Source organism: Shewanella sp. ANA-3, from assembly GCF_000203935.1.
Classification (GTDB): Bacteria; Pseudomonadota; Gammaproteobacteria; order Enterobacterales; family Shewanellaceae; genus Shewanella.
In genome coordinates, this window is record NC_008577.1 from 1,295,960 (window position 1) to 1,322,327 (window position 26,368).

A 26,368-nucleotide genomic window follows, 5' to 3' on the forward strand; every position below is an offset into this window, starting at 1 on the left:
ATTGGTGTTAATTAAGCCGCCGTTAGTGAAGACTAAAGGCGGCTTTTGTTTGTATTGATGTTTTAATGCGGATGTCTCGGTTTGACAATAAAGAGATCGGTTCGCAGTTTGTTAATGATATTTCGCGCCGCATTACCTTTGAATGCGCTCAACATGCCTTTGCGTTCGGCGCTGCCCATCACCAGCATATTAACGTTAAGTCTACGTGCTTCCTTGGCAATAGTATCTTCGGGCAAGCCTTCTTCAATGTGTAAGTTGCGTGTGTTGAGATTATGCTGCCGTGCCACTGTGGTGAGTCTTGCCTTATATTTGTCCCGTTCACAGAGTTGCTCTTGTGGCTGTTGATTAAAGCTCATATAGAAGGGATCGGGCAAGTAACTGTTAATTAAGTGCAGATCATTAGATAGCAAGGTTGCAATCCGTTTACTTTCTTCTATCAGCGTTTCATTAAAATCAAGGTGACTGGTATTTTCATTGTCTAGTTCAAGGGCGGTGAGTACGTGACCATTTTCGTGCCAATCTTCAAGATCGACAAACATCACCGGAATATTAGGCAATCTCAGTAATTGCCATTCATCTGCAATTAAAAATTCACTGAAGAAAGGTGGATAGAATTTATGACTGACGATGATGAGGTCGTAATCTAACTGGCTACATTCATTGACGATAGCATTATGAATTGAATGGGAAAGGCATTCCTTTATACGGATTGGATATTGTTTATCGGGATAGGCCAAGATAGGCTTTCGCCTGTCATCAGGCATTATCTTAGACTTATCTCTATGAAATAACAGATTAAGATTAAAATTGTGGGTTCGTTTCACTTTTAGGATAGTTAACGATGCGTGGCATTTCCTGGCCAATACGACGGACTTTTTTAGAACCGCGTTGGGGGGAACTGATTCATCCACCGCCGCGAGAATATGCTGGAAAGGCATGCTAAAACTCCTATTGACCTGAGAGGTAATTAAGTCTAGGAAAATAGGGCTCATACGGTAATATTAATTATCGCTATTAAATTTGCAATCTAGCCGATAATAATCTAACTAAAGTTAATAATTAAATATCATGTAGTTACCTTAATCCACGATAGTGCTTTCGAATATTTTTTTATAATCATGCCTATTTATATAAAAATTTATTCATTCACCCTTCACTAAGGGTGATTGTTATCATCAGAGGGTATTTGGTATCGAGTATTTAGATATTAGGTTGTTTGAATATTCTAACGTATTCTAAAATTTAATATTATTTATGCTTTAGCTTGGATAATTATTCTGCACAATAAAAAATGAAGGCTCTCTCAGAACCTTCATTATGTGTACACCTTCATTTACAGGATTAAGCGAATGACTACTGCAATAACTCCCGTGCATTGGCTAAGGTGTTGGTGGTAATCGTATCGCCACCGAGTAATCTGGCGAGCTCTTGGATGCGTTGTTCCCTATCTAAAGGCGTCATAGTAGTTTCAGTACTTCCCGCCTTGTTGAATTTATTCACAAACATATGTTGATGGCCATTACCGGCAACTTGCGGTAAATGGGTCACACACAGCACTTGGGTCGATTCGCCAAGGCTACGTAGCATACGTCCAACCACGGCTGCGGTGGGGCCCGAGATCCCAACATCCACCTCGTCGAAAATAAGTGTCGGAGTGGCAACCTTTTTCGCGGTAATGACTTGAATACCAAGGCCTATACGTGACAATTCGCCGCCTGAGGCAACCCTAGATATAGGTTGTAATGGCTGACCTGGGTTGGTGGTAACCATAAACTCAATATTATCGCTGCCATTCATCGATATGATTTCTGGGTTGAAATTCACTTCAATGGTGAACTTACCCTTAGGCATATTGAGTTCGTGGATGGATTGAGTCACCAACTTATCCAACTCTTTCGCGTAACGGGCGCGGCTCTGACTCAGCTTTTGCGCGTTAGCGAGGTAGGCCACTTTACTGGCCTCCACTTGGCGTTGGATATCTTCTAGCTTATTTTCATCATCATCGAGTGTGGTGAGTTCTGACTTGAGGGCGAGATGATGCTCGGCTAATTTGTCTGGGCTAACATGGTGCTTACGGGCCAGTTGCATGGCTTTAGAGAGTCTTTCCTCTAAATAGGCAAAATGCGCGGGGTCGAGTTCAAGTTTACTTAGGTAGTGCTGCAATTCGCCTGCGCTCTCTTGTACTTGAATAAGCGCCTCGTTCAGCATAGTGCTGACATTGGTTAATGCGGGATCATAGCTTTGCAAATTCTCTGCAAGGCCAACGGCTTTATTCAGCAGTGACTCGATATTGCTCTCTTCACCATCGGTGAGCAAAAACAGGCTGGCTTGGCAGCTATCAACCAACTCGGTGCCGTTTGCTAGGCGTTTGTGTTCCTGTTCAATCTCTTCAAACTCTCCCACCTTGAGATCAAACTCATCTAACTCTTCAACTTGATATTGCACCAGTTGTTTACGGGCGATACGTTCCTGCTGTGAGGCTTCTAATTGCTTGAGTTCTGCTTCGATTTGTTTACAGCGCTGATAGCTTGCTGCGACAGTGTCTATCAGTAGCCTGTGATTGGCGTAGCTATCGAGTAAGGTGAGCTGATGTTCACTCTTTAACATTGCATGGTGGGCGTGCTGGCCATGGATCCCCACCAGCAATTGGCCCAGTAATTTTAACTGAGTCAAAGGAACGGGATTGCCATTGATATAGGCGCGTGAGCGGCCGTCACTGCCAATGGTTCGACGCAGAATACACTCATCATCGAGTTCGAGATCGTTATCTTCGAGCCAGCGTTTTGCCAGAGGCACATCCTCGAGTGAAAATCGGGCACTGACTTCGGTTTTGCTCGCGCCAGGACGAACACTGCTGGCATCGGCACGGTTGCCTAGGCACAAACCTAGGGCGTCGATGGCGATGGATTTCCCCGCGCCAGTCTCACCAGTAATGCTGGTCATTCCGGGGCGAAAGTCCAATTCAAGGAAACGTACGATAGCGAAATTGTTGATGCTGAGTTGGCAAAGCATAGTGAGTTCCTGTCGAAAAACTTACCAAATCACTGTATTGATAAACAGTATATACTGAATTTATATACAGTAAAGTGGCTTTGGGTGAATATTCGACATGTCGCTATATCATAAAATCTAATTATTTGTTTATGAATAGGTTTTAACTAGTTGTTCCAGAATGGGTAAGCTGAAAAAGGTCACTATGGTACCAAAGAGTATCCCTTGGGCACTGCTGGAGGCTTGAGTGTTATAGCGCTGAGCCAACAGATAGACACTTGCCGCCGTGGGTAAGGCGCTAAGGATGACGCCCATAACGAGATAGTCGCCCGTGACACCCACGCCTTTTAACATGAAGTAAACCAAGGCGGGTTGCAGGATAAGTTTAAACAGGTTGATAAGGCTCAGTTCGATAAAGTTTGTCAGGCTAAAGACCTTGCTATCTTTTTGATAGCGCATAGCTTTCGCCAACACCATGCCGACGGCAAAGAGGGCGCAGGGACTGGACGTATTGCCTATCTGCTGGATCATCATTGCCAAACCGGAGGGGAGAGTTATCCCTAATGCCGAAATGGCCACGCCAATAAAGCAACCTATCACAATTGGGTTTTTCACCACGGCTAACAACATGATCACCGCGGCGTGATGTTGTCGTTGTTTATTGGTGGCGAGTTCTAGCGAGACCAAGGCCACGGCAAACATGAGTACGGATAATAAACTGGCAATCGCAGCGGCAACTAAGGCGCTTTGTTGTTGGGGAAATAAGATGATAAGGAGTGGAATACCAATAAATGCGGTATTACCAAAAGTGGCATTTAAGGCGCGCACGGCGGCAATCGCATGTTGTTTAGGGTTAGCCAGCAGGGATATGCCGATACAAACGAGGTAAATCACCAGCATGGCTGCGCTGTAGCCGGCGATAAACCCCCACTGTAGGATCTCTTCAATGGGCTGCTGCGCCAGTGCTATCAACAGGATGGCAGGAAACGCAATATAGTAAACATATTGATTGAGTACTTGGTCTGTTTCTACTGGAAGAAAGCGCAGTTTTTGCACTAGTGTGCCCAGTAGCATGATCCCGAAGACGGCAAACAGAGGGGTTAAAATGTTCATGACCCTCACTCATCCTTTTGTGTTGCTTATCCCGCGAGATAGCCTTAGTGATGCTTGATTTCATTCAAGCCGCCAAGGTGAGATCGGTTGGGATGTTATTTCAGCGAATTGACGATAATCGGCGCTAGCGCAGTAAATCTGTTAGCAAAATAGCATAGCATTCCCCCTAGAGGCTATTGCGCTATGGTCGTAGAAGTGAATAATTCTACGTTTAAAACACAATGAGTTAGTGCATAGTCTGAATGCAAGCACTCACATAAACAATTGGGATAGAAAATGGCTGATGATATAGGCGCCGAGCTGCAGTTAATTTATCTGTTTGTGCATTTAGTGAATGCGGGGAGTTTTTCCCAAGCGGCTAAAGAGCTCGATATGCCCATCGCCACTGTGAGCCGCAAGCTGGCCAAACTTGAGGAGAAACTCGATAAGCAATTGTTTATGCGTAGCACTCGTAAGCTGCGGTTAACCGAAGAAGGTCTAGCTTTATTTCAACGCTACCAGAGTGTCATTGCCCAATTTGATGAACTCAGTGGTGTTGGCAGTGATAAGCCCGAAGGAACATTGCGAATAGCTGCGCCGATTTCGATTATCTCCATCATCTTTATCCGTGCACTGAACGAATTTGGGCGTTTATATCCCGATATTCGCCTGCATATTTCCCAAAGCAATGAGTTGGTGGATTTGATCGATAAAGGGATCGATGTGGCGATTGTGGGCGGTGCCCAGCCCGATTCCTCTTGGGTGTCGAGCACCTTAGGCGAACTCGATTACCGCCTGTTTGCGACGCCGGAATATTTAGCCTCGGCGCCTAAGTTAACCCATCCCGATGATCTTGAAGCCCATCAGTTAATTAAAGTGTGGCCACTGTTTAACTGGCACTTAAAGCACTCGAATGGCGAGTCGTTTTATTTTAATGGCCCGACAAAACTCACGCTCACGGATCTACACGGGGCGATTCAGGCGACTCTCGATCACGGCGGCATTCTCTATGGCCCAGAATTATTTGTAAAACAGCAGATTAAAGAGGGACAGTTAAAAGTACTCTTGCCCGAATGGATAGGTGAGCAGCGCAGAATATCGATTTTGTATCACCAGCGGAGTCAGCAGCCGCTAAAGGTAAAAGTATTTATAGAGTTTATGCAGTCTAAGGCGCCCGAGCTGTTTTCGATGATTTAAGCTCGTTAGCGTTTGCGGGGTTTTAGCGGATTTTTACTCATGGAGTTTTGGGTCTGTTTCGCCTCTTGTAGGCTAGCGCGGGTGGCGGGCACAATCCCCAGCTCAAGGTAGTAATTGACTAAACGGCGCAGTTCAAACAGAGAACCAATACGGCTTTGCTGGCCTATGGTGAGTTTCCAGGTATCGGTGCGACCTTCGCTATTGGTTAAGATAAATCCTTGGTAAACGAGTTTTTTCATATTGAATGGATGCTCGGCTAAATCCTATCCCTCGCAGTGTTATCCCTTGGCTAATACCAATCACATTAAATATCTAATCAGTTCAGAGCCTCACAGGCGTCTCAATCCAAGGCGCATTGACGAAGAAATGGTTATTCCCTTTTAAGTCAATGTAACACGGGAGTGAGACGCCTGTGAGGCTCCCGAAGGGCGGGGTTGAACGGGCTTTATACTGCGTTTAAGGCTTTCGACAGAGCGCCACTATGCCTTCAAGCCTTCGCCTTGTCTAAAGCCCGTTTAACTCCCGCTGAATAAACAGATATTTAATACGATTGGTATAAGATGCTACCTAATAGTGAACCACTCTTAGGTAGCAGGGCTCACTTACGCGACGCTAATACCGATATTCGAGACACCCGCTTCGATAATCTCTTTGCGTAAACCTTTCACCAATTCTGCGGTGATCTTAGGATTCTCTTCGATAATTTCCAGCAGTGTATTCTGCAGTTCACGCTCTTCTTCCATCACTTCATGGGCGAAGACATAGTCATCTAAGGCATCATCGGTTAAATCCACATCGCTGATGGTCTCAATGTAGTTCGCCACAGTGCTTGAGGATAACTTGCTGATATTGGTGATATCTTCTTCAAGATCGGTTTGAATCGCACCGAGTAACGTAGACAGAGCAACCACGGCATCCATCGCCGGGTATACGCCATAGTTATCAAAATCGGCGGGTTCCGGGGTGTTATCTTCTAAGCGCTGCAAATGCACATCAATGTTGAATTTCAGCTTATTGTCGTACTGGGATTGCCAAAGAAGATCGAGCACAGTGCTTAATACCGCAGGATCGCCAAACTCGCAAACCTCTGAAAACAATTGATAGTTAGGTAACATTCGTTGGCAAAGGGCAATGGCAAAGAGTTTTTTCTGTGGTAGTTCTAGCGCCTTTAAACGCTTAAAGAAGCCCGTTTTTTTGGTCATCTGTTATTTCCGCTGATAGCTGTGATAGCACTTGTTTTGCCGCCGATTCTACCTTAGTTAGCTCATCAAGTAACTCTAGTATTTCCGGTTCGAGATCTTCGACACGAGCATCTCGTTTCAATGCCGATTCAATCTCTTGGCATAATCGCTGTGTGGTCGGTACTCCGCAATAGCAACTGGCTCCATGGAGTTTGTGGATAGTGGTGAGCATAGTCGCTTGATCGTTCTGACTCAGCGCCGTCTCAATTGCCGAGACCGTTTGTGGCAAGGAATCCAATAACATGCGCAACATATCTAAGGCTAAATCCGACTTATGGTTGGCTTGGGTTAAGCAAAGATCCCAGTTGAGGGTGTGTAAATCGAAGTGGGTGAACTTGGGCCGAGTGATCCAGCGGTTTATTTCCGCTTTGAGGGCGGCTTCATCTATGGGCTTAGGCAAGTAACCATCCATGCCGCTGCCTAAAATCAGCTCTCGTTCCTCGGCAATCGCGTGGGCGGTCACGGCAATAATGGGCGTGTTGCGGTTCATCGACCCTTGGCGGATTTGCTTGGTGGCGCTGATGCCGTCGGTGCCCGGCATCTGGATATCCATAAAGATAAGGTCAAAGGTGCGACTCTTGGCTTGTTTGACGGCTTCTTCACCGCTGTTAACGGCGATGACGGTCGTCACTAACTCGTTAAGCAGCGTATCAATCAGTTTTAAATTGGCAAAGTTATCATCCACCGCCAACACCGTAAGGGATTGGCGCGCGGCGGGGACGGTAATCGCCACGGGAGGTAAAATGTCATATTCCATTGGTGGATAGAGCATATTACGCGCCAATTGATGTTCACTCACCGGCAGTGACAACACCACATCGGCATTGGGGCGAATAAACTGGCTTAGTACTTCCTGCTCTTGGCAATCGAACAGCACGATCAAGCAATCTGTTTTACTCTTAGCTTGATTTAAGGTGCTGACCAATTGATTCGGATTGCTAAATCCATGGCAACTCAACAGCACATAATCGAACTGATGCTCAGTGGTCGAGAGCGTCGTCAGCAAGCTCGGAATGTGTTGATGGTGAGTGACTTTTGTATCCCACTGTTTTAGCTGGCGACTAATAACCGAATGGGTGAGTACTCTGGGCTCATAAAACAGCACGGTTTTATCTTTAAGCTTTTCAAAGGGTAGCGAATCGCCAATCTGGAATTGACCTAGGCCCAATGGCAGAGTGAACCAGAAGTTAGACCCTTTATCCACCGAAGAGGTAAAGCCAATTTGGCCACCCATTTGGTTGACGAGGCGCTTAGTGATGACCAGCCCTAGCCCTGTTCCACCAAAGCGGCGAGAAATCGAGGAGTCCGCTTGGCCAAAGGCTTGGAACAGGAAGTCCTGTTGGTTTTCATCAATTCCAATGCCGGTATCAATCACATCACAGCGCAGTACCACTTGATCATCGGTCTGGTTTTGTAACTCTAACTTGACTAACACGCTGCCCGAATCGGTAAACTTGATGGCATTTCCCACTAAGTTATTGATAATTTGGCAAACACGCATAGCATCGCCGTTAACATTGTCGGGGACGTTGGGTGCAATATCGACCACTAACTCCAGCCCTTTCGCCTGCGCGCTGCCGGAGATTAAAGTGATTGTCTCACCTAGGGTTTCCCTTAGGCCGAATGGCATGTTTTCTAGCACCATTTTACCGGCTTCGAGTTTAGAGAAGTCGAGAATATCGTTGATAATCGCCAGTAGGTTAGTCGCGCTGCGCTCGATGGTATTAATGTAATCGACTTGGCTCGAGTGTAGCGGGGTTTTAACGAGTTGACGGGCAAAGCCTATCACGCCGTTTAATGGTGTGCGCAGCTCGTGGGACATGTTCGCCAAGAATTCCGACTTAATGCGGCTGGCCTCCAGCGCGCGTTTTTTGGCTAAGTCGAGCTCGACGTTTTGGATCTCAATCTGCTCTAAGGTTTCCCGCAGATCCGAAGTTGCCTGATCGATATTTTGCTGCATCTCATCGTGATATTCCGATAGCGAGCCCGCCATGGCGTTAATACCGCGTTTGAGTAAATCCAGCTCTCCGATAAGATTACCCTCGAGTCTGGCATCGAGTTTACCCTCGCGAATTTTGGCGACCACCCGCACCATTTCGGTAATCGGCTGGGTGACGTTTTTAACCAGACGAAAGGTAAACAACAGGTTTAATTGCACCCCAATCAAGACGATAATAAAGGCGGCCACGGCGGCCCTGTGTTGTTCGAGTAGCGCGCGTTCTTTATTGATAATCACCGAAATATAGCCAAGCAACTCGCCATTATCGGTTTGGATATCAAAATTGACGGGCGCGCCCGGCGCAGGTGGTGCGGTGGCAAAAATCGGTGTGCGTAGGATAAGGCTGTCGCCCACATGTTCGATTTCGGTTTTGTGCAGATTAGTCAGCGCCTCTTTATAGCGCATGATTTCGAAATCTTTGTGGTAATGCGATGTGACAAACAGTTGATTTTGAATGTCAAAAATAGCGATAGATTTAACGAGCGTGGATTTATTCAGTTGGGCTGCGGCAAGGAGCCGTTTCGTCGCTTCCCTGTCATTGCCCACGAGTCCCACTTCACTGGCAATCGCTAAAGGTTCGATAATATTGCTGCCCTGTTCAATCAGCGTATCTTCGAGTTCATAGAAGCGATTTATGGTAAAGTAGCTGCCCAGCAGAATACCGACTAAGATCGTCGGCGCAAGCGCAAGCACCAGAACCCAGGAACGTAAGCTGTATTTGGTCATGTTGTTGACAGGGTTCATAGCAGCAGCGCAGTTTCCTAAATTCTAGGGACGATATAATTTTATAAGACTGCCAGAAAAAGGGCGGTCTTTACCAGTTTTTTATTGATTTAGAGGCCGAAATGGCACAATTTTTTAAAGCAAAACCAAATAGTTCCAAGCAATTGTCCGCGAAGCAATCCTTTAGCGTGCACCAGCTGGATCATCTAGGGGCAGGTATAGCACAACATCAGGGAAAAGTCGTATTTATCCCCGGCGCCTTGCCGAATGAAACCGTGCAGGCGCAGCTGACCGAACAAAAGAAAAACTATGCCCGAGCCAAGCTGATTAAAGTTGAGACACCGAGCGCTGAGCGAGTCACGCCGCTATGCCCACATTACCAAAGCTGTGGTGGCTGCGATTTACAGCATATGTCATTAGCAGGGCAGCGCGAGCATAAGTCCGCGGCCTTGGTTGATATTATGGCCAAATTTGCTGGTGCCGAAGGCAACTCAGTGCCTGCATTGACGGGCGAAGGTTGGCACTATCGTCGCCGCGCCCGCCTTGCGACCCTATTTGATAAAAATACCAAGCAGTTGAGCCTAGGGTTTCGCGCTTCGAGCAGCAACCAAGTGGTGCCTATTGATAGCTGTTTAGTCTTGGCGAAACCCTTAGCGGATTTAATTGCCCCATTTGCTAAGTTGCTTAATCAACTGGCGGCCAAGTCGAGCCTTGGGCATGTAGAATTAATTGATGCCGACAACGGCCATTTTGCGGTAATTCGGATCACTAAACCCTTAAATGATAAGGATATGGCTAAGCTGGCGCAGTTTGCTGAGCAGCATCAAATCCATATTTGTCTGCAAGACAACAACGGCGAGTTCCATGGAGTGAATGGCACGCTGTTATTGCCCGTTTACCAGTTACTCGATGATAACGCCGATGCAACGCCTGTGAGCCTCACCTTTACCCCTGGTAACTTTGTGCAAGTGAATGCGCAAATTAACAAGACCATGGTGGCGCAGGCGTTAGAATGGTTAGCACCACAGCCGGGTGAGCGAATTCTCGATCTCTTCTGCGGTATGGGGAACTTCAGTTTGCCTTTAGCTAAACTGGGCGCCGAAGTGATTGGGGTTGAAGGGGTGCCAGAAATGGTCAGCCAAGCCCGCGAAAACGCGGCGGCAAATGGCTTAAGCAATTTAACCTTTTACCATGGCGACTTAAGCGCCGATTTATCCTGTGAGCCTTGGATGGGGAAGATTGATAAGTTGCTACTCGATCCTGCCCGCGCGGGTGCGTTCGAGAGTTTGCAATGGCTTAAGAAGATGAAACCCCGCCAAGTGGTTTATGTCTCTTGTAATCCGGCGAGCTTGGCCCGCGACAGTGCTGTGTTGCTCGAGCGTGGTTACAAGTTACAAAAGTTAGGTTTAATCGATATGTTCCCGCAGACACATCATATCGAAGCCATGGCCTTGTTTGAGCTTGCAAAATAAGGCTTATCGATTGGGCAAGGTTTCCTCACTTGCCCGCGTTATTCGAGTGTAAAGTAAGCAAAGCGTTTGAATAACGTAAAAAATGTGAAGTTTCGTCTCGTTGGGTTTGACAAGTCCGTGCCAATGCTGAAGATAGGAGTGCCGAGGTGGTGCCACTTTTCTCTGAGCACGAATAAGGAAATAAATTAGATGGTCTCTGTTCGCGAAGCGCACTTTAATGATCCCGATTTTCATCTTGAAGATTGGGTGGCTCGCTATGTCAGTCATGTCGAGGAGGCCCAGACCTTACTCACCCTGATTGCACAGGTGGAAGCCTTACCCGCTAAGAGTCCTGCCGCGAAAAGAGAACTGCTCGAACGTGCCCGTGAGATGATTGAAATCCTCGCGCCATTGAACATGGATATCGAGACGCTGCAAGCGGCCATTCTGTTTGTGGTGTTTGATGCTGGCTTACTAAATGAAGAGGCGATCAAAGAAAAATTTGGCGAGCCGCTGGCGCGGTTAGTTGCCAGCGTCGTGACCATGGATGCGATTGGCGCGTTAAAAATCAATCCCAATAGCCGCTCAAGCGAGCCGCAAATCGACAATATCCGCCGCATGTTGCTGGCAATGGTCGAAGACGTGCGCGCCGTGGTGATAAAACTAGCCGAGCGTGTTTGTTTGCTTCGCGCCGTGAAAAATGCCGATGAAGAAACCCGTGTCTTATTGGCCCGCGAAATTGCCGACATCTATGCGCCGCTCGCGAACCGTTTGGGTATTGGTCAGTTAAAGTGGGAATTAGAAGATATTTCCTTCCGTTATCTGCATCCAGATACCTACAAGGACATTGCGAAACAGCTAGATGGTAAGCGGTTAGACCGCGAAGTCTATATCGAAAAATTTGTCGAGCAGTTGCAGCAGCGCCTCGATGAGGATCATATCCGCGCTAAGGTCTATGGTCGTCCAAAACATATCTACAGCATTTGGCGCAAAATGAAGGGCAAACACCTCAAGTTTGATGAGTTGTTTGACGTGCGCGCCGTGCGGATTGTCACCGAACGTTTGCAGGATTGCTACGGCGCCTTAGGGGTCGTGCACACTCTTTGGCATCATATTCCACGCGAGTTTGATGACTACGTGGCCAACCCTAAACCTAACGGTTATCAATCCATCCATACTGTTGTGGTGGGGCCAGAAGGTAAAACCGTTGAAATTCAAATTCGTACCCAAGATATGCATGAAGATGCAGAGCTGGGTGTTGCCGCGCACTGGAAATACAAGGAAGGTAATCACTCCGGCAAACAGAGCGGCTACGAAGAAAAAATCAATTGGCTGCGTAAAATTCTGCAATGGCAGGAAGACGTGGTCGAAAGCGGCAATTTGGTCGAAGAAGTCCGCAGCCAAGTGTTTGAAGATAGAGTCTATGTCTTTACTCCAAGTGGTGAAGTCGTTGACTTGCCACTGGGTTCAACCGTGCTCGACTTTGCCTACTATATTCACTCGCAGGTTGGCCATAAGTGTATCGGCGCCAAGGTCGATGGCCGGATTGTACCGTTTACCTACCAGGTTGAAACGGGCGAGCGCATCGAGATTATCACCTCGAAGCACCCCAATCCTAAGCGCGATTGGCTCAATCCAAACTTAGGCTATATCCGCACATCGCGGGCGCGTTCGAAAATTCAGCATTGGTTTAAGCAGCAAGACCGCGATAAAAACATTATCGCCGGTAAAGAAATGCTCGAAGCCGAGCTGGCGCGAGTCAGCCTTAAAATCAAAGATGCTGCCATCGCCGTTGAGCGTTTTAATATGGCGAGTATGGACGACTTGCTTGCCGCCATCGGCGGCGGTGATGTGCGTTTACATCAGGTTGTTAACCATATTCAAAGCAAGTTGCGCCTCGATGAGGCGAGCGAAGAAGATGCGGTTGAAGAATTAGTTAAGAAGAGCCAACCTAAATCTGGCACCAATAGCCGAGGACAGGTGGAAGTGAATGGCGTGGGTAATTTACTTAGCCATATCGCCCGTTGCTGCCAACCCGTGCCTGGGGATGAGATTTTAGGCTTTATCACCAAAGGGCGCGGTATTTCTGTGCATCGCTCCGACTGTGAGCAGGTGAAAGAGTTAATGCGCGTTCACCCAGAACGCGGCGTCGATGTGGTTTGGGGCGAAAACTATTCAGGTGGTTATCGCATGCGTCTGCGCGTCTTAGCCCATGATCGCAGCGGATTATTGCGGGATCTCACCTCGGTACTAGCCGCCGAAAAGTCCAATGTGCTTGCCATGAGCTCCTCATCGGATATTAAGAATCAGACGGCAGCCATTGAGCTGGAATTAGAGCTTTATAATCTTGATGGTTTATCGCGGGTGTTATCTAAGCTCTCCCAAGTCGATAGCGTGATAGAAGCGCGCAGATTGTAATTCTCGATTCTGTGATTATGCGTTGTAAAAAAGCGGTAGGGCATAAAGCGCTACCGCTTTTTTATTTTCAGCCCTAAACCACCTTCTTCAGAAGGTGATTTCTTTACTTGATAAATAATACATCCATGTATTCGCTCATGGTTTCGCCACGTGAGTTTATCTCCATCATACAAAAAAGTACTTCTGACGTAGCGATTAATTAGATGATAAATGTGCGTTTATTGGCACCTACTATAAGTATTCTTCTATCAGAGGTCATCACCCGCTCTAAAATAGAAAAAGTGAAGGAAATCTAAAGACTAGTATGAACAGGGCTCGAACCACAAAAGATATGGCCGCACCCAATAATCACTGAACTGTAATCAGAATTATTCTCGTGCGTCTTTTAAATATGAACTATGCTTTTTTTGATTGGTCAAAAGGCGAACTAATTCCTTATTATTCGTCAATACCTATCGATTGTTTTCTATCTCATACCTCTCGTGTATACCCAATAGCTCGTTAAGGAGTGACGATGAAATTTAAAAATTTCAAACAGTTGTCTGTGAGTTTTTTGGCTTTTGTCATACTGGCAGCCTGCGGCTCTGATGACTCCGATGAAATGCCAACGGTAACCGTTGCGAGTTCTGTTGCGCTTAAAGAAAACCGAAGCGTCGATATTATTTCGGTCGGCCAGGACGATGGCAGCTCGCTCAGCTATCTATGGACTCAAGAATCTGGCCCCACGTTAACGCTGGCCAACATCACCAGCGCCATCGTTGGTGTGACCGCTCCGAGCGTTGATGCTGATGGGACCGCAGTGCTTCGGGTCACTGTTACTGACAGCGCCAATCAAACTGCCAGTGCCATGGTTTCGGTGCTGGTGGCCAACAATAAGTTACCCACGGTCACAGCCGTCTTTGAAGGTGTAGTTGAAAAGTCGGCCGTGACCTTAACAGCCTCAGCGACTGATCCGGATGGTAGTATCAGCTCATATCTTTGGACCCAAACCTCTGGCTCCCCGGTAACTCTGGCCGGTGAAACCACGGCTTCCTTAAGTTTTACGGCGCCAAGTGTTTCGGTTGATACTGACCTAGGCTTCAGTCTGATGGTTACTGACGATGATGATGAATCCGCCTCAGTAGTCGGAACTGTCATCGTGACCCCAGTCATGGTGACTTATACCGTCACGGGGAATGTTACTGACGCAGCCTTTGCCAGCTCCGAGGTCAGCGGCACCGTGGCTGGTACCAGTTTTAGCACCACAACTGACAGCAATGGTGCTTTTAGCCTGCCACTTAAAGCTGACGATGATGAAACCAATCTGTTTACCAATCTCATTGTTAAATCAGCCAGCACTGCCGGTTTGGAGTATTACAAGTTTGTCCCCCAGCTGACAGCGGATCCGGTACAGACGGCTGTGGTAGGCAAAGTGACCTCCAGAATTCAGGTTTCGCCAACTGCTACCAAGGCAGAAACTCTGGCCGATGAGGTCGCCAATACTGTGTCTATCAATGCAGTTTCAACCGCTTTGTATTCGCTGATAGTCTCAGCTAACAATGGTGAGGTTCCAGCTGATTTAGACCAATTCACTCTGGTTGAAAAATCAGTTAGTCCGGATGAGTTGATAGAGGCAGCCGCTGTGGTGAAACTGATTACACAGGGGGGGGCGTTTGCCTTGCCGGAAGGGGTCAGTAATGTGCTGGAGTTGCTGACCAATACCGAAGCATACAACAGCTACGTGACAGCGGCCGAAACCGCCACGCCAGGTATTATTAGTGCGACCGTCGATGATATCATCGCTGATCCTGAACTGACCCCCCCGATTGCGCCAGACAGTCTCGCCAGCACCTACTATGAAGTGTATCCAGCGGCGGCAGGCTTTTTGTCCCGCGGCGGTGGCCGATTTGAATTCCACCAGAACGGCAGCGGGATTGAAACAACTGGTCGTGTAGAGAAGTTCAGCTGGGCACTCACCGATGGCATCTTAACCCTCACCTATTCCGATCCCATTGGCTCCTACAGTTATCCCGCCGTCGAGGAGGGCGTTGCCGGATTAACTATGGCGCAGGTTAACCAGCTGCATAATGCAGGAGTCAACCAGGTGGAGGTGCTGCGTAAACCGCAAAGCACCACTATGAAACGGGTAATCGAAGGCGAGAAAACTGACACCTTCCGTATTGTCGCATCGGTAAAAGAAACCATGACGCCGGTGACGTTGGATGGTGGTGTGGTGATTTCGACCAGTGGAAAGTTGAATGAGTCCACCACCGATCAGCTGATGCGCAATGGCGATAAACTGAGTGAACTTAAACTCACCGCCGACGAGGTAGTCAGCGACTGGATTATCGAACATTATTACTACTTTGGTGAGCCAGGACTCGGTTACTCTGATATGTTTGCCGACTTGTTTGAGGTTAGTGCTGATGGTACAGGTATAGCTAGGGTACTGGAGCGGCCTTTCACCTGGAGCATTAATGAGCATGGCACCTTTATTGCCCGATTTGAAGATGGCAGTAGCGTGCATATCAGCAAGCTTGACCAGTCAGGCAGCGATATACAGGTATTCAGTGAATCCTACGATGCAGAGGGTAACTTACTTGCCGCAGATACAGACTATGCATTGGAGCTTGAAAACGGTGTGATTGGGACCTTTGACTTGACCAACGCAGAGGGCAAGTACTGGAATACCACTATCAATCAATGGCATAAATCGGCCTGGGATAACGGTAATTTGTTATGGGATAACGGTTTCGCCTATTTTGGTTGGCAGTTCAATGCCAATGGTGAAGGTTATCAGTTGGGCAGTTTCCAATCCTCACCACCTGATTTTGCGCCCATATTTAACACTCCCATTAATTGGATAGTAGATACCGAATCGGATGATGTGGCATTCCAGTCAATTTACCGCTGGAAGTGTGGTGATGTGACCACCGAGGCATGCGCTCGCCGTGATTGGTATGTGCTTAAAGAATTGGAGTTTGGCGTTTTGGGCCCACGTATTTATGTATTTGAATTTGAAGAACGCAGAAATGACAGCCAGTCGCCTTGGTATGTTGCCCGCGGTTTGGGCCCCAGACTCAATATCTATGAAGAAATAGCCTTTGATTACTGGAACCAAGCAGCAGCACCGGCTGCATCCAGTCGAGGTATACAGGCCAGCAGGCCTTATGGTGCAGGCGTCACTGGTGTTGCCCGTTTGGTGTTGGAACCCAGCCAAACCCCGGCACTTGGATTTTAGTATTTGGTGCCTAGGCGACTTGTGTAAAGTTGCCATATAGCTATTTGGGGGGGCGGTTACTGAGTGTTTGGCGACTGAAGGTGAATAGTTGTAAAGAGAAGGTCAGCAATCCAGCTGGCCTTCTTTTTTGGGGATTGCAGCCCAGAAGAACACTGTACCTCAAGAATCGTGTTGATGATGTAACTGAAAATGCTGTCTTAACACATGCTATCGTATTTCCTGCCCATGGGCAGTCTCGCTCTAGTAACGAGCTTCGAAAACAAGGGATATTTGTCTCCGCCAGTGGCGTGAGCTCCATTTGGTTACTGCATGGCTTAGAGAACTTCAAAAGCGATTAGAAGCCCTCGAAGCCAAAGTCGAGCCAGAAGGGATAATCCTTTCGGATGAACAAGTTGCCGCCCTTGAGTGTAAACGGCAAAAGGATGAAGCCTATGATGGGCATATCCTCTTCGTTAAAACCTAATACCAGACTCTAAATAGCACTTTGAGCTTGGCTACTTTATCATTAGCGCTTTATTGCCCTTATTACAGCCTTAGTTGCGACTCAGCTTGAGTGTATTCCTGTTTACGCATCCTGCACCTGTGTCGACTCTCTTGAAAGGATATCTGCATGACTTCCCATATCACGCCTTCTATTACTGAGCTTCCCGCAACAGCACTTTCTGCAACCGATGTTGCGCCGCTACTGAAGATTATGGAGAAGCTGCGCGATCCGCAAACGGGTTGCCCATGGGATAAAGCCCAGACTTATCAAACCATAGTGCCTTTTACCCTCGAAGAGGCCTATGAGGTGGCTGACACGATTGAACGTTTAGCCTTAGACGAATTACCTGATGAGCTGGGGGATTTATTATTCCAAGTGGTGTTTTATTGCCAGCTTGGCAAAGAGCAGGGCAGGTTCGATTTCAGCACTGTCGTTAATAAAATCACCGACAAACTGACCCGCCGTCATCCCCATGTGTTTGGTAATGAAGTATTCGAGGCCGATGCCAGTAGTCAGCAGATGAAGGCCAATTGGGAAGCAATCAAAGCCAGCGAGCGTGAACAAAAGGCATTGGCGGCTGGGGGGGCTTCATTAAGCGAGGTTTCTGTGCTTGATGATATTCCGCGCGCGCAGCCAGCGTTATCCCGTTCAATCAAAATTCAGCAACGGGTCGCGCGCGTTGGGTTCGATTGGCCTGAGCTTGAGCCTGTTGTCGCAAAAATCCATGAAGAAATTGATGAAGTGTTTGCGGAGGTGAATCAGCCAACGCTCGACCAAGCCAAAGTGCAGGCCGAAATGGGCGACTTATTATTTGCAGTGGTGAATTTGGCGCGCCATTTAAAGGTGGACCCAGAACAAGCGCTGCGCCAAGCCAATGTTAAATTTGAACGCCGTTTTAAAGGTGTTGAGGCATTTGCAAGACAAAATAATAAAGCATTAGAAGAACATAGCTTAGAAGAGTTAGATGTCTATTGGGATAAGGTTAAACAGGGCGAGTCAAGATAAAGGGCAAATTATCCGGATTGGTGTTTGTCGAATGGCAACACCTTTGGTATACTACTGCCCCGTCCTAGTGCTTTCTTACAAGCACGTATTTTCAAACTCATTTTCTCAGGTTCAGCATGACTACAAGGTATATCTTCGTTACTGGTGGTGTGGTTTCATCACTAGGTAAAGGCATTGCAGCCGCTTCATTAGCCGCAATTTTAGAGGCCCGTGGTCTCAATGTAACCATCATGAAACTGGACCCATACATTAACGTTGATCCAGGTACCATGAGCCCAACGCAACATGGTGAAGTGTTTGTGACTGAGGACGGCGCAGAAACAGACCTTGATCTTGGCCACTATGAGCGTTTCATCCGTACTAAGATGAACCGTCGCAACAACTTCACTACGGGTCGTATTTACGAGGAAGTACTGCGTAAAGAGCGTCGCGGTGACTATTTAGGCGCGACGATTCAGGTGATCCCACACATCACTAACGCGATCAAAGAAAAAGTGATTGCAGGCGGTGAAGGTCACGATGTGGCTATCGTTGAAATCGGCGGTACTGTTGGTGATATCGAATCACTGCCATTCCTTGAGTCTATCCGCCAATTAGGCGTTGAACTGGGCCGCGATCGTACCCTGTTTATGCATTTAACCTTAGTGCCATTCCTTGGCGCCGCGGGTGAAGTGAAAACGAAACCGACTCAACATTCAGTGAAAGAATTGCGTTCTATCGGTATTGCACCGGATGTGCTGATCTGCCGTGGCGACCGCGCGATTCCTGCCAACGAACGTGCGAAGATTTCGTTATTCTGTAACGTTGAAGAACGTGCGGTTATTTCATTAAAAGACGTCGACAGCATCTACAAGATCCCTGCGCTGCTGCGTTCACAGGGTTTAGATGACTTAGTGGTTAAGCGTTTTGGCTTAGAATGCCGCGAAGCTGACTTGTCTGAGTGGGAAAACGTCATTTACCAAGAAGCCAATCCAAACGGCGAAGTCGTGATTGGTATGGTCGGTAAATACATCGAACTGCCAGACGCCTATAAGTCAGTCAACGAAGCATTAAAACACGCGGGTCTGAAGAACCGTGTATCTGTGAGCATCAAGTATATTGACTCACAAACCGTTGAAGCGAAAGGCGATGAAGTTCTGCAAGGTTTAGACGGTATCTTAGTTCCAGGTGGCTTCGGTGAGCGCGGTGTGGAAGGTAAGATCCTAGCGGCTAAATATGCCCGTGAAAACGAGCTGCCGTACTTTGGTATCTGTTTAGGTATGCAAGTGGCGCTGATTGAATTCGCTCGTAACGTTGCTGGCATGACCGATGCTCACTCAACCGAGTTCAATAAAGCAACGCCATTCCCTGTGGTTGGCTTAATCACTGAATGGGTTGATGAAGAAGGTAACGTTGAACAACGCCATGAAGCTTCTGATTTAGGTGGCACTATGCGTTTAGGTGCGCAGTTATGTCACCTGCTGGAAGGCTCAAAAGCGGCGCAAGCGTACAAAGGTAACACTTGTGTTGAGCGTCACCGTCACCGTTACGAAGTGAACAACAAGTACAGAGAACGTTTAGAGCAAGCGGGTCTGGTATTTAGTGGTTTATCTTCGGACCGTAAACTGGTTGAGATGATTGAGCTGAAAGATCATCCTTGGTTTGTAGCGGGTCAATTCCACCCAGAATTCACTTCGACCCCACGCGATGGTCATCCATTGTTCGAAGGTTTCGTTGCTGCCGCAAGTGCACATCAAAAACGTGATCTGAAGAAATAAATTTTAAGGCCGGACCCGCGACAGTGGGCCCGGCCTTTTGTTACACTCAGGCCGCGTAATCATGAGTCAAAACTCATACCCATGTGTATAAACGACATGCGTATAGACGGAAATAGTAAACGGAATTTAAAGATTTTGGTCGTACTCTACATCTGTTAATTCCCATTGGTATTGGTTTTTTCTTTTCTCTTTTAAACTTAAATCGAGGGTAATATGGCTAAGATTATTAACGTGATTGGTCGCGAGATTATGGATTCTCGTGGTAACCCAACAGTTGAAGCCGAAGTGCATTTAGAAGGTGGTTTTATCGGTATGGCGGCTGCGCCATCTGGTGCTTCTACCGGTAGCCGCGAAGCGCTGGAACTGCGTGATGGCGACAAGAGCCGTTACTTAGGTAAAGGTGTATTAACGGCTGTGGCTAACGTAAACGGCCCTATCCGTGCGGCGTTAATCGGTAAAGATGCGACTGCACAGGCTGAGCTTGATCAAATCATGATCGACTTAGACGGCACTGAAAACAAAGACAAGTTAGGCGCTAACGCGATTCTGGCTGTGTCTTTAGCGGCGGCTAAAGCGGCTGCAGCATTCAAAGGCATGCCTTTATACGCTCACATTGCGGAATTAAACGGTACTCCTGGCCAATACGCTATGCCAGTGCCTATGATGAACATCCTCAACGGTGGCGAGCACGCTGATAACAACGTTGATATCCAAGAGTTCATGGTTCAACCTGTTGGCGCGAAAAACTTCCGCGAAGCTTTACGTATGGGCGCTGAGATTTTCCACACACTGAAGAAAGTACTGCACGGCAAAGGTTTAAGCACTTCTGTGGGTGACGAAGGTGGTTTCGCACCTAACCTGTCTTCTAACGCTGATGCATTAGCGGTAATCAAAGAAGCCGTTGAATTAGCAGGTTACAAGCTGGGTACCGACGTGACTCTGGCATTAGACTGTGCGGCTTCTGAGTTCTACAAAGACGGTAAATATGACCTGTCTGGCGAAGGCAAAGTATTCGATTCAAACGGTTTCTCTGACTTCCTGAAATCACTGACTGAGCAATATCCAATCGTGTCTATTGAAGACGGTCTGGACGAGTCAGATTGGGATGGTTGGGCATACCAAACTAAGATCATGGGTGACAAGATCCAATTAGTGGGCGACGATTTATTCGTAACTAACACTAAGATCTTAACCCGTGGTATCGAGAACGGCATCGCTAACTCAATCCTGATCAAGTTCAACCAAATCGGTTCATTAACTGAAACCTTAGCGGCTATCCGTATGGCAAAAGCGGCGGGTTACACTGCGGTGATTTCACACCGTAGCGGTGAAACTGAAGACTCTACTATCGCTGATTTAGCGGTAGGTACTGCGGCTGGCCAAATCAAGACGGGTTCACTGTGCCGTTCTGACCGTGTTGCTAAATACAACCAATTGCTGCGTATCGAAGAGCAATTAGGTGAAAAAGCGCCATACCGCGGTTTGAAAGAAATCAAAGGTCAGGCGTAATTTAGTCGTCTGATGTAAAAAGGCCACCACTTGGTGGCCTTTTTTGTTGTACTATCTGCAGTATATTTTTTTAATTCAAGATACTGACGCTAATTCCTCCATGAAATTCTTTGTCATTGCACTCATAGTGCTTCTCGGTTTGCTGCAATATCGGCTGTGGTCGGGTGATAATAGCCTGCCCGAATACTTTGTTCTGCAAAAACAGATCGCGGCTCAGCAAGAAGGTAATGCAAAACTCAATGAGCGTAATCAAGTGCTTAAAGAGGAAATTATCGACCTTAAGAGTGGTACCGAAGCGATTGAAGAGCGGGCGCGTAACGAGCTAGGCATGGTGAAAGAAGGCGAAACCTTCTATCGCGTGGTGGGCGGTGACCGTTCAGTATCGAGTCCCTCGCAGTAACGGAGCGCCTATGGATACCGTATTAGAGGCCGCGCCGCAGGTCGAAACCCAAGTTGCAGTTCAAATTGATCCTTTCTCGCACCATGTGGTGGCGATTGTGCCCGCCGCGGGGATTGGCAGCCGCATGGGCGCGGGCAAACCCAAACAATATTTAACCTTGCTGGGACAAAGCATTCTGGCTCATACCTTAGATAAGTTATTATCCCATCCGCAAATTAACCAAGTGATTGTGGCGCTGCATCCTGAGGATACCAAGTTTGCCGCGTTGCCGCAGGCCAAGCATCCCAAGCTGGTAACTGTCATTGGCGGTTCTGAGCGTGCCGACTCGGTGCTGGCGGCACTCGATAAGGCGCCTGATAATGGTTGGGCTTTAGTTCACGATGCGGCCAGACCCTGCCTGACGGCGCAAGACATTGATAAATTGTTGGCATCGCGGGTGCACTTTCCCCAAGGGGCGATTTTAGCCATGCCTGTGCGGGATACCATGAAGCGCGCCAATAGCTTAGGTGAAATTAGCTCGACTGTTTGCCGCGATAATCTCTGGCATGCGTTGACACCGCAGTTATTCCCAACCTCCTTGTTGCGATTACATTTAAAAGCCGCGCTTGCCGCGGGGGCTGTCGTGACCGATGAAGCCTCGGCGATGGAGTGGGCGGGCATTTCCCCTGGTTTGGTCGCGGGGCGGGCGGATAACATTAAAGTCACCCATCCCGATGATTTGGAGTTGGCAGAACTTTTTTTACTGCGCGCGAATGCTTGAAGCCAAGCAGAGTGAATTGCGCAATCTATTAAATACGTTAGGAAATAAGTAATGAAAATCCGAATCGGCCATGGTTTTGATGTCCATAAATTTGGTGAAGCGCGCCCGTTAATTTTATGTGGGGTCGAAGTCCCTTACGAAACTGGGTTGGTGGCTCATTCCGACGGTGATGTGGTGTTGCATGCCATCTCCGATGCCATTCTAGGGGCGATGGCCCTTGGGGATATTGGTAAACATTTCCCCGATACCGATGCCGCCTATAAAGGCGCCGATAGTCGCGTCTTGCTGCGACACTGTTATGCGTTAGCGCGGGCGAAGGGATTTGAGCTGGGTAATCTGGATGTCACTATCATTGCCCAGGCACCAAAGATGGCGCCGCATATCGAGGATATGCGCCAAGTGTTGGCGGCCGATCTTAATGCTGACATTGCCGATATCAACGTTAAGGCTACCACCACTGAAAAACTCGGGTTTACCGGCCGCAAAGAAGGCATTGCGGTCGAAGCCGTTGTATTACTCAGCCGCCAATAGCTTGAAACTTTAAGAGATAAGAAAGACCCATGAGCGAACTACATTACCTGTACGGCAAACCGACGGCCACCGCCGATTTAAGAACCGTTAACAGCGACTTTATCGTGAAAGAGATTTTGCCTTTTAGCCCGTCGGGCGAGGGCGAGCATCATTTAGTCCACATTCGTAAGGATGGGCTGAATACGGTGCAAGTGGCTGAAATGCTGGCCAAGTTCGCTAAGGTTCATCCCAAAGAAGTGACCTATGCCGGACAAAAAGATAAAAATGCCATCACAGAACAGTGGTTTGGCATTCGTATCCCAGGTAAAGAAACCCCGGCGTGGAGCGAGCTTAACAGCGAGCGCTTAACCATTTTATCCAGCAGTCGCCATAGCAAAAAACTGCGTATTGGCGCGCTCTTGGGCAACCGTTTTATTCTTACCCTGCGTAATGTCACAAACGTGGAAGACATTATCAGCCGCATCGAAAAAGTCAGCCAAATTGGTGTGCCTAACTATTTTGGTGAGCAGCGTTTCGGCCACGATGGTAAAAACCTGGTGATGGGTCGGCAAATGCTGGCGGGCAAAAAGGTGAAAGACCGTAATAAGCGCAGCATGTACCTGTCTGCGGTGCGCTCCAATCTGTTCAATACCGTTGTCTCCTATCGTTTGGCGAATCATGGCACTAAACCCTTAGCGGGGGATTGCGTGATGCTGGCGGGCAGTAAGAGCTTTTTCGTCACGCCAGAATGGGACTTAGTGGTATTGAAACGCTTGATTGAGAAGGATATTCAGCTTTCTGCGCCACTTTGGGGCCGCGGAAAAATGTTGCCGCAGGGCGAAGCCGCCGAGGTTGAAACCCTCGCCATGGCAGAGCTGAGCGAAGATTGCTACGGCCTTGAGCACGCGGGGCTTGAGCAGGAGCGCCGTCCATTGCTGCTTGAACCTCAAGGCCTTAAATACGAGCAAACCGAGGATGGATTAGTGCTCGAATTTATCTTACCTGCGGGCAGCTTTGCGACATCGCTGTTACGAGAGCTGGTTGATTATCAAGATGTGAAAGAGCTGCAATGGCAAGCGACAGTCACGCCTGATGCAAACGCAGCTGAAACAAACACAGCATCAGAAACCGATTCAGCAGAGGCCATTACAACCGATAAGGGCGAGTCAGCTTTATGATCCGCATCCTAGTCAGTAATGATGATGGTGTGAATGCGCCGGGGATCAGAGCCTTAACCGAGGCGCTCGCCGAAATCGCTACTGTGATGACGGTCGCGCCCGATCGTAATTGCTCCGGCGCAAGTAACTCTTTAACCTTGACTAACCCATTAAGAATTAATAGGTTAGATAATGGTTATATTTCGGTTCACGGTACACCCACGGATTGCGTTCACTTAGCCATACGTGAGCTTTGTGATGGTGAGCCGGATATGGTGGTATCGGGTATCAATGCTGGCGCGAATATGGGGGATGACACTTTATATTCGGGCACGGTAGCGGCGGCGATGGAGGGGCGGTTTTTAGGTTTCCCCGCCGTTGCGATTTCGCTTAATGGTAAGGCATTAAAGCATTATCACACCGCGGCTGTGTATGCGCGGCGAATTGTGCAGGGGCTGTTAGCGCATCCAATTGCGAGCGATCAGATCCTCAATATCAATGTGCCCGATTTACCGCTCGATGAGATTAAAGGGATCAGGGTGACGCGCCTAGGTGCACGGCATAAGGCCGAAGGCATAGTGCGAACACAAGATCCTGCGGGGAAAGAGATTTTTTGGCTCGGTCCACCGGGTGTAGAACAAGATGCGAGTGAAGGAACGGACTTCCATGCGGTAGCCCATGGTTATGTGTCGATCACTCCCTTAACCGTGGACTTGACTGCGCATAGACAATTATCGGTATTGCAAGATTGGGTAGATAAAATATGACTCGGGTTGCCTTAACATCGGCGGTGAATTTAGCTAAAAAGCTTCAGGAGGCGGGGATCCGCCATCCAGCCGTTCTTAAGGCAATATCCCGTACCCCGCGCGAGTTGTTTCTTGATAATGCGCTGGCCCATAAAGCCTACGAAAATACCGCCTTGCCTATAGGCCAAGGACAAACGATTTCTCAGCCTTATATCGTCGCGCGTATGACAGAATTACTGCTGCAACATCAGCCGCAAAAGGTACTTGAGGTAGGAACGGGCTCTGGCTACCAAGCGGCGATCCTCGCGCAATTAGTGCCAGAACTGTGCACCATTGAACGTATCAAAGGGTTACAGATCCAAGCGAGACAAAGATTAAAGCGACTCGATCTGCATAATGTGTCATTTAAATATGGCGATGGCTGGCAGGGCTGGCCGAATCGCAGCCCCTTTGATGGCATTATGGTCACGGCGGCAGCGGCTAAGGTTCCCGAAGCCTTATTGTCCCAGTTAGCTGAAGGGGGCGTGCTGATCATCCCTGTGGGGGAAGAGACGCAGCAATTGATGCGCTTTACCCGCCGCTCGGACCGTTTTAGTTCTGAAGTGATCGAAACCGTCAAATTTGTTCCCTTGATCAATGGCGAGCTCGCTTAAGTTTTTAGCTTTAGGTCACTTCGTTAAATACTTTAACTTTATAATTAGGTAAAACAGTAAGATAGCCCTAAAGAGGAGTTTTTATTGTTGAATGTGGGTTTACTCTTAAACCTCAGTTTAGTGTTGTTGCTTGCGGGCTGTAGCTTTCAGGCGAGTCGCCCCGCACCTGTCGAAAGTCTTTCCCACAGTTATTCCAAACATAACAAAGGCCACATTAAATCTAATTCATATAAAGTTAAGAAAGGTGACACCCTTTACTCGATCTCTTGGGCTGCAGGTAAAGATTTCGCCGAAATTGCTAAAATTAATCAATTAGATAAATCGTACACCATCTACCCTGGACAGATTCTATATTTAACGAATGATCGCGGGCAAAATGGCAAAGGCTCTACAACTTTAGGTGGAAGTAATTCAGCGTCTAAAGGACAAAATAAAGCTAATTCTGTTGATAAACAATCAGCTAGTAACAATTCATCCGCGAAAAACTTGTCAAGTGAACAGCAGAAAAAAACACTTGATCAGAAAGCCAAGCCTGCGTATTCTGCAACAAGCTCTCAACAAAGTATTAACCCTTCGATCGTCGCCCCGACATCAACACTGCCAGACAGTGTGAGTCAGTGGCAATGGCCAGTAAGAGGTAAATTGATTGGGACATACTCTGCCAATGAGCAGGGAAATAAAGGAATTAAGATCGCAGGAAAACGCGGAGATATCATCAAAGCCGCTGCAGATGGGCGGGTGGTATACGCAGGTAGTGCTCTTAGGGGTTATGGTAATTTAGTGATTATTAAACATAGTGACGATTACCTTAGTGCCTATGCTCATGCAGATCAGATCTTAGTCGAAGAAAAGCAACATGTCCTCGCTGGACAGACAGTTGCAAAAATGGGCAGTACAGGTACTAATCAGGTAATGCTTCGCTTCGAGATCCGTTACCACGGTCAGTCTGTTAACCCACTTAACTATTTACCTAAGCAATGATTGTTTAGGGCCTTGTTGGCATGGAGGATAAAAAATTGCAGTAATTCAAGCAGTTTACATTAGGTTTGGGAGAT

At 47.8% G+C, this 26,368-nt stretch carries 20 protein-coding genes and 1 pseudogene; 15 read left to right on the forward strand and 6 right to left on the reverse strand.

The features are described 5' to 3' along the window. Window positions 1-62: 62 nt before the first annotated feature. The 3 genes from SHEWANA3_RS05790 to SHEWANA3_RS05800 all read right to left on the reverse strand — a co-directional run bounded on the left by SHEWANA3_RS05790 (window position 63) and on the right by SHEWANA3_RS05800 (window position 4,104). Window positions 63-938 (reverse strand): universal stress protein, encoded by an 876-nt coding sequence (locus SHEWANA3_RS05790; RefSeq protein WP_011716206.1) that lies wholly within the window; start codon window positions 936-938, stop codon window positions 63-65. A gap of 415 nt (window positions 939-1,353) precedes the next feature. Continuing rightward, window positions 1,354-3,012 (reverse strand): DNA repair protein RecN, encoded by a 1,659-nt coding sequence (gene recN / locus SHEWANA3_RS05795; protein ID WP_011716207.1) that lies wholly within the window; start codon window positions 3,010-3,012, stop codon window positions 1,354-1,356. Window positions 3,013-3,141: 129 nt separating this feature from the next. Then, the gene (locus SHEWANA3_RS05800) at window positions 3,142-4,104 is read right to left on the reverse strand and encodes an AEC family transporter (RefSeq protein ID WP_011716208.1); all 963 of its coding nucleotides are present in this window, start codon (window positions 4,102-4,104) and stop codon (window positions 3,142-3,144) included. A gap of 276 nt (window positions 4,105-4,380) precedes the next feature. Here SHEWANA3_RS05800 and lldR point away from each other — a divergent pair, with 276 nt between their 5' ends. Beyond that, a complete protein-coding gene (gene lldR, locus SHEWANA3_RS05805) occupies window positions 4,381-5,280 on the forward strand; it encodes a LysR family transcriptional regulator LldR (protein ID WP_011716209.1) in 900 nt (299 codons plus the stop codon). 5 nt (window positions 5,281-5,285) lie between these two features. Here lldR and SHEWANA3_RS05810 read toward each other — a convergent pair whose 3' ends face one another. The 3 genes from SHEWANA3_RS05810 to barA form a co-directional block, all read right to left on the reverse strand. Next, window positions 5,286-5,519: a DUF3319 domain-containing protein gene (locus SHEWANA3_RS05810; RefSeq protein WP_011625558.1), complete on the reverse strand. Its 234-nt coding sequence runs from the start codon at window positions 5,517-5,519 to the stop codon at window positions 5,286-5,288. Between the two features lie 363 nt (window positions 5,520-5,882). Next, a complete protein-coding gene (locus tag SHEWANA3_RS05815; RefSeq protein WP_011716210.1) occupies window positions 5,883-6,482 on the reverse strand; it encodes a YjaG family protein in 600 nt (199 codons plus the stop codon). Continuing rightward, window positions 6,457-9,264 carry a two-component sensor histidine kinase BarA gene (barA, locus tag SHEWANA3_RS05820; RefSeq protein ID WP_011716211.1) on the reverse strand — a complete coding sequence of 936 codons (2,808 nt, stop codon included), beginning with the start codon at window positions 9,262-9,264 and terminating at the stop codon, window positions 6,457-6,459. The genes SHEWANA3_RS05815 and barA overlap by 26 nt, the downstream gene beginning before the upstream one ends. A 101-nt stretch (window positions 9,265-9,365) precedes the next feature. On the opposite strand from barA, the gene rlmD reads away from it, so the two are divergent. From rlmD to SHEWANA3_RS05885, 14 genes and pseudogenes are all read left to right on the forward strand, one after another. Next, complete coding sequence (gene rlmD, locus SHEWANA3_RS05825; RefSeq protein ID WP_011716212.1) at window positions 9,366-10,715, forward strand: 23S rRNA (uracil(1939)-C(5))-methyltransferase RlmD; 1,350 nt, start codon at window positions 9,366-9,368, stop codon at window positions 10,713-10,715. Between the two features lie 189 nt (window positions 10,716-10,904). Further along, window positions 10,905-13,112: a GTP diphosphokinase gene (gene relA, locus SHEWANA3_RS05830; protein ID WP_011716213.1), complete on the forward strand. Its 2,208-nt coding sequence runs from the start codon at window positions 10,905-10,907 to the stop codon at window positions 13,110-13,112. A 514-nt stretch (window positions 13,113-13,626) separates the two neighbouring features. Next, window positions 13,627-16,332 (forward strand): hypothetical protein, encoded by a 2,706-nt coding sequence (locus SHEWANA3_RS05835; RefSeq protein ID WP_011716214.1) that lies wholly within the window; start codon window positions 13,627-13,629, stop codon window positions 16,330-16,332. A 143-nt stretch (window positions 16,333-16,475) separates the two neighbouring features. Continuing rightward, window positions 16,476-16,762: pseudogene (locus tag SHEWANA3_RS23140) on the forward strand (IS481 family transposase); the annotation flags it as partial. Window positions 16,763-16,942: 180 nt separating this feature from the next. Continuing rightward, window positions 16,943-17,821 carry a nucleoside triphosphate pyrophosphohydrolase gene (gene mazG, locus SHEWANA3_RS05840; protein ID WP_011716216.1) on the forward strand — a complete coding sequence of 293 codons (879 nt, stop codon included), beginning with the start codon at window positions 16,943-16,945 and terminating at the stop codon, window positions 17,819-17,821. A 116-nt stretch (window positions 17,822-17,937) separates the two neighbouring features. Next, complete coding sequence (locus SHEWANA3_RS05845) at window positions 17,938-19,578, forward strand: CTP synthase (protein WP_011716217.1); 1,641 nt, start codon at window positions 17,938-17,940, stop codon at window positions 19,576-19,578. 213 nt (window positions 19,579-19,791) lie between these two features. Beyond that, entirely contained in the window at window positions 19,792-21,087 is a 1,296-nt protein-coding gene (gene eno, locus SHEWANA3_RS05850; RefSeq protein ID WP_011716218.1) for a phosphopyruvate hydratase, read from the forward strand. A 100-nt stretch (window positions 21,088-21,187) separates the two neighbouring features. Beyond that, window positions 21,188-21,487, forward strand: coding sequence for a cell division protein FtsB (ftsB, locus tag SHEWANA3_RS05855; RefSeq protein WP_011625569.1), 300 nt, complete (start codon window positions 21,188-21,190; stop codon window positions 21,485-21,487). A 10-nt stretch (window positions 21,488-21,497) separates the two neighbouring features. Beyond that, window positions 21,498-22,247: a 2-C-methyl-D-erythritol 4-phosphate cytidylyltransferase gene (gene ispD / locus SHEWANA3_RS05860; RefSeq protein WP_011716219.1), complete on the forward strand. Its 750-nt coding sequence runs from the start codon at window positions 21,498-21,500 to the stop codon at window positions 22,245-22,247. Window positions 22,248-22,298: 51 nt separating this feature from the next. Continuing rightward, window positions 22,299-22,778, forward strand: coding sequence for a 2-C-methyl-D-erythritol 2,4-cyclodiphosphate synthase (gene ispF, locus SHEWANA3_RS05865; protein ID WP_011621907.1), 480 nt, complete (start codon window positions 22,299-22,301; stop codon window positions 22,776-22,778). A 29-nt stretch (window positions 22,779-22,807) separates the two neighbouring features. Continuing rightward, window positions 22,808-23,935, forward strand: a complete 1,128-nt coding sequence (locus tag SHEWANA3_RS05870) for a tRNA pseudouridine(13) synthase TruD (RefSeq protein WP_011716220.1) — start codon at window positions 22,808-22,810, stop codon at window positions 23,933-23,935. Further along, window positions 23,932-24,681, forward strand: a complete 750-nt coding sequence (gene surE, locus SHEWANA3_RS05875; RefSeq protein ID WP_011716221.1) for a 5'/3'-nucleotidase SurE — start codon at window positions 23,932-23,934, stop codon at window positions 24,679-24,681. Before SHEWANA3_RS05870 ends, surE begins: the two co-directional genes overlap by 4 nt. Further along, on the forward strand, window positions 24,678-25,313 hold the full coding sequence (locus tag SHEWANA3_RS05880) for a protein-L-isoaspartate(D-aspartate) O-methyltransferase (protein WP_011716222.1): 636 nt from the start codon (window positions 24,678-24,680) through the stop codon (window positions 25,311-25,313). The genes surE and SHEWANA3_RS05880 overlap by 4 nt, the downstream gene beginning before the upstream one ends. A gap of 84 nt (window positions 25,314-25,397) precedes the next feature. Further along, window positions 25,398-26,294 (forward strand): peptidoglycan DD-metalloendopeptidase family protein, encoded by an 897-nt coding sequence (locus SHEWANA3_RS05885; protein WP_011716223.1) that lies wholly within the window; start codon window positions 25,398-25,400, stop codon window positions 26,292-26,294. Window positions 26,295-26,368 lie beyond the last annotated feature (74 nt).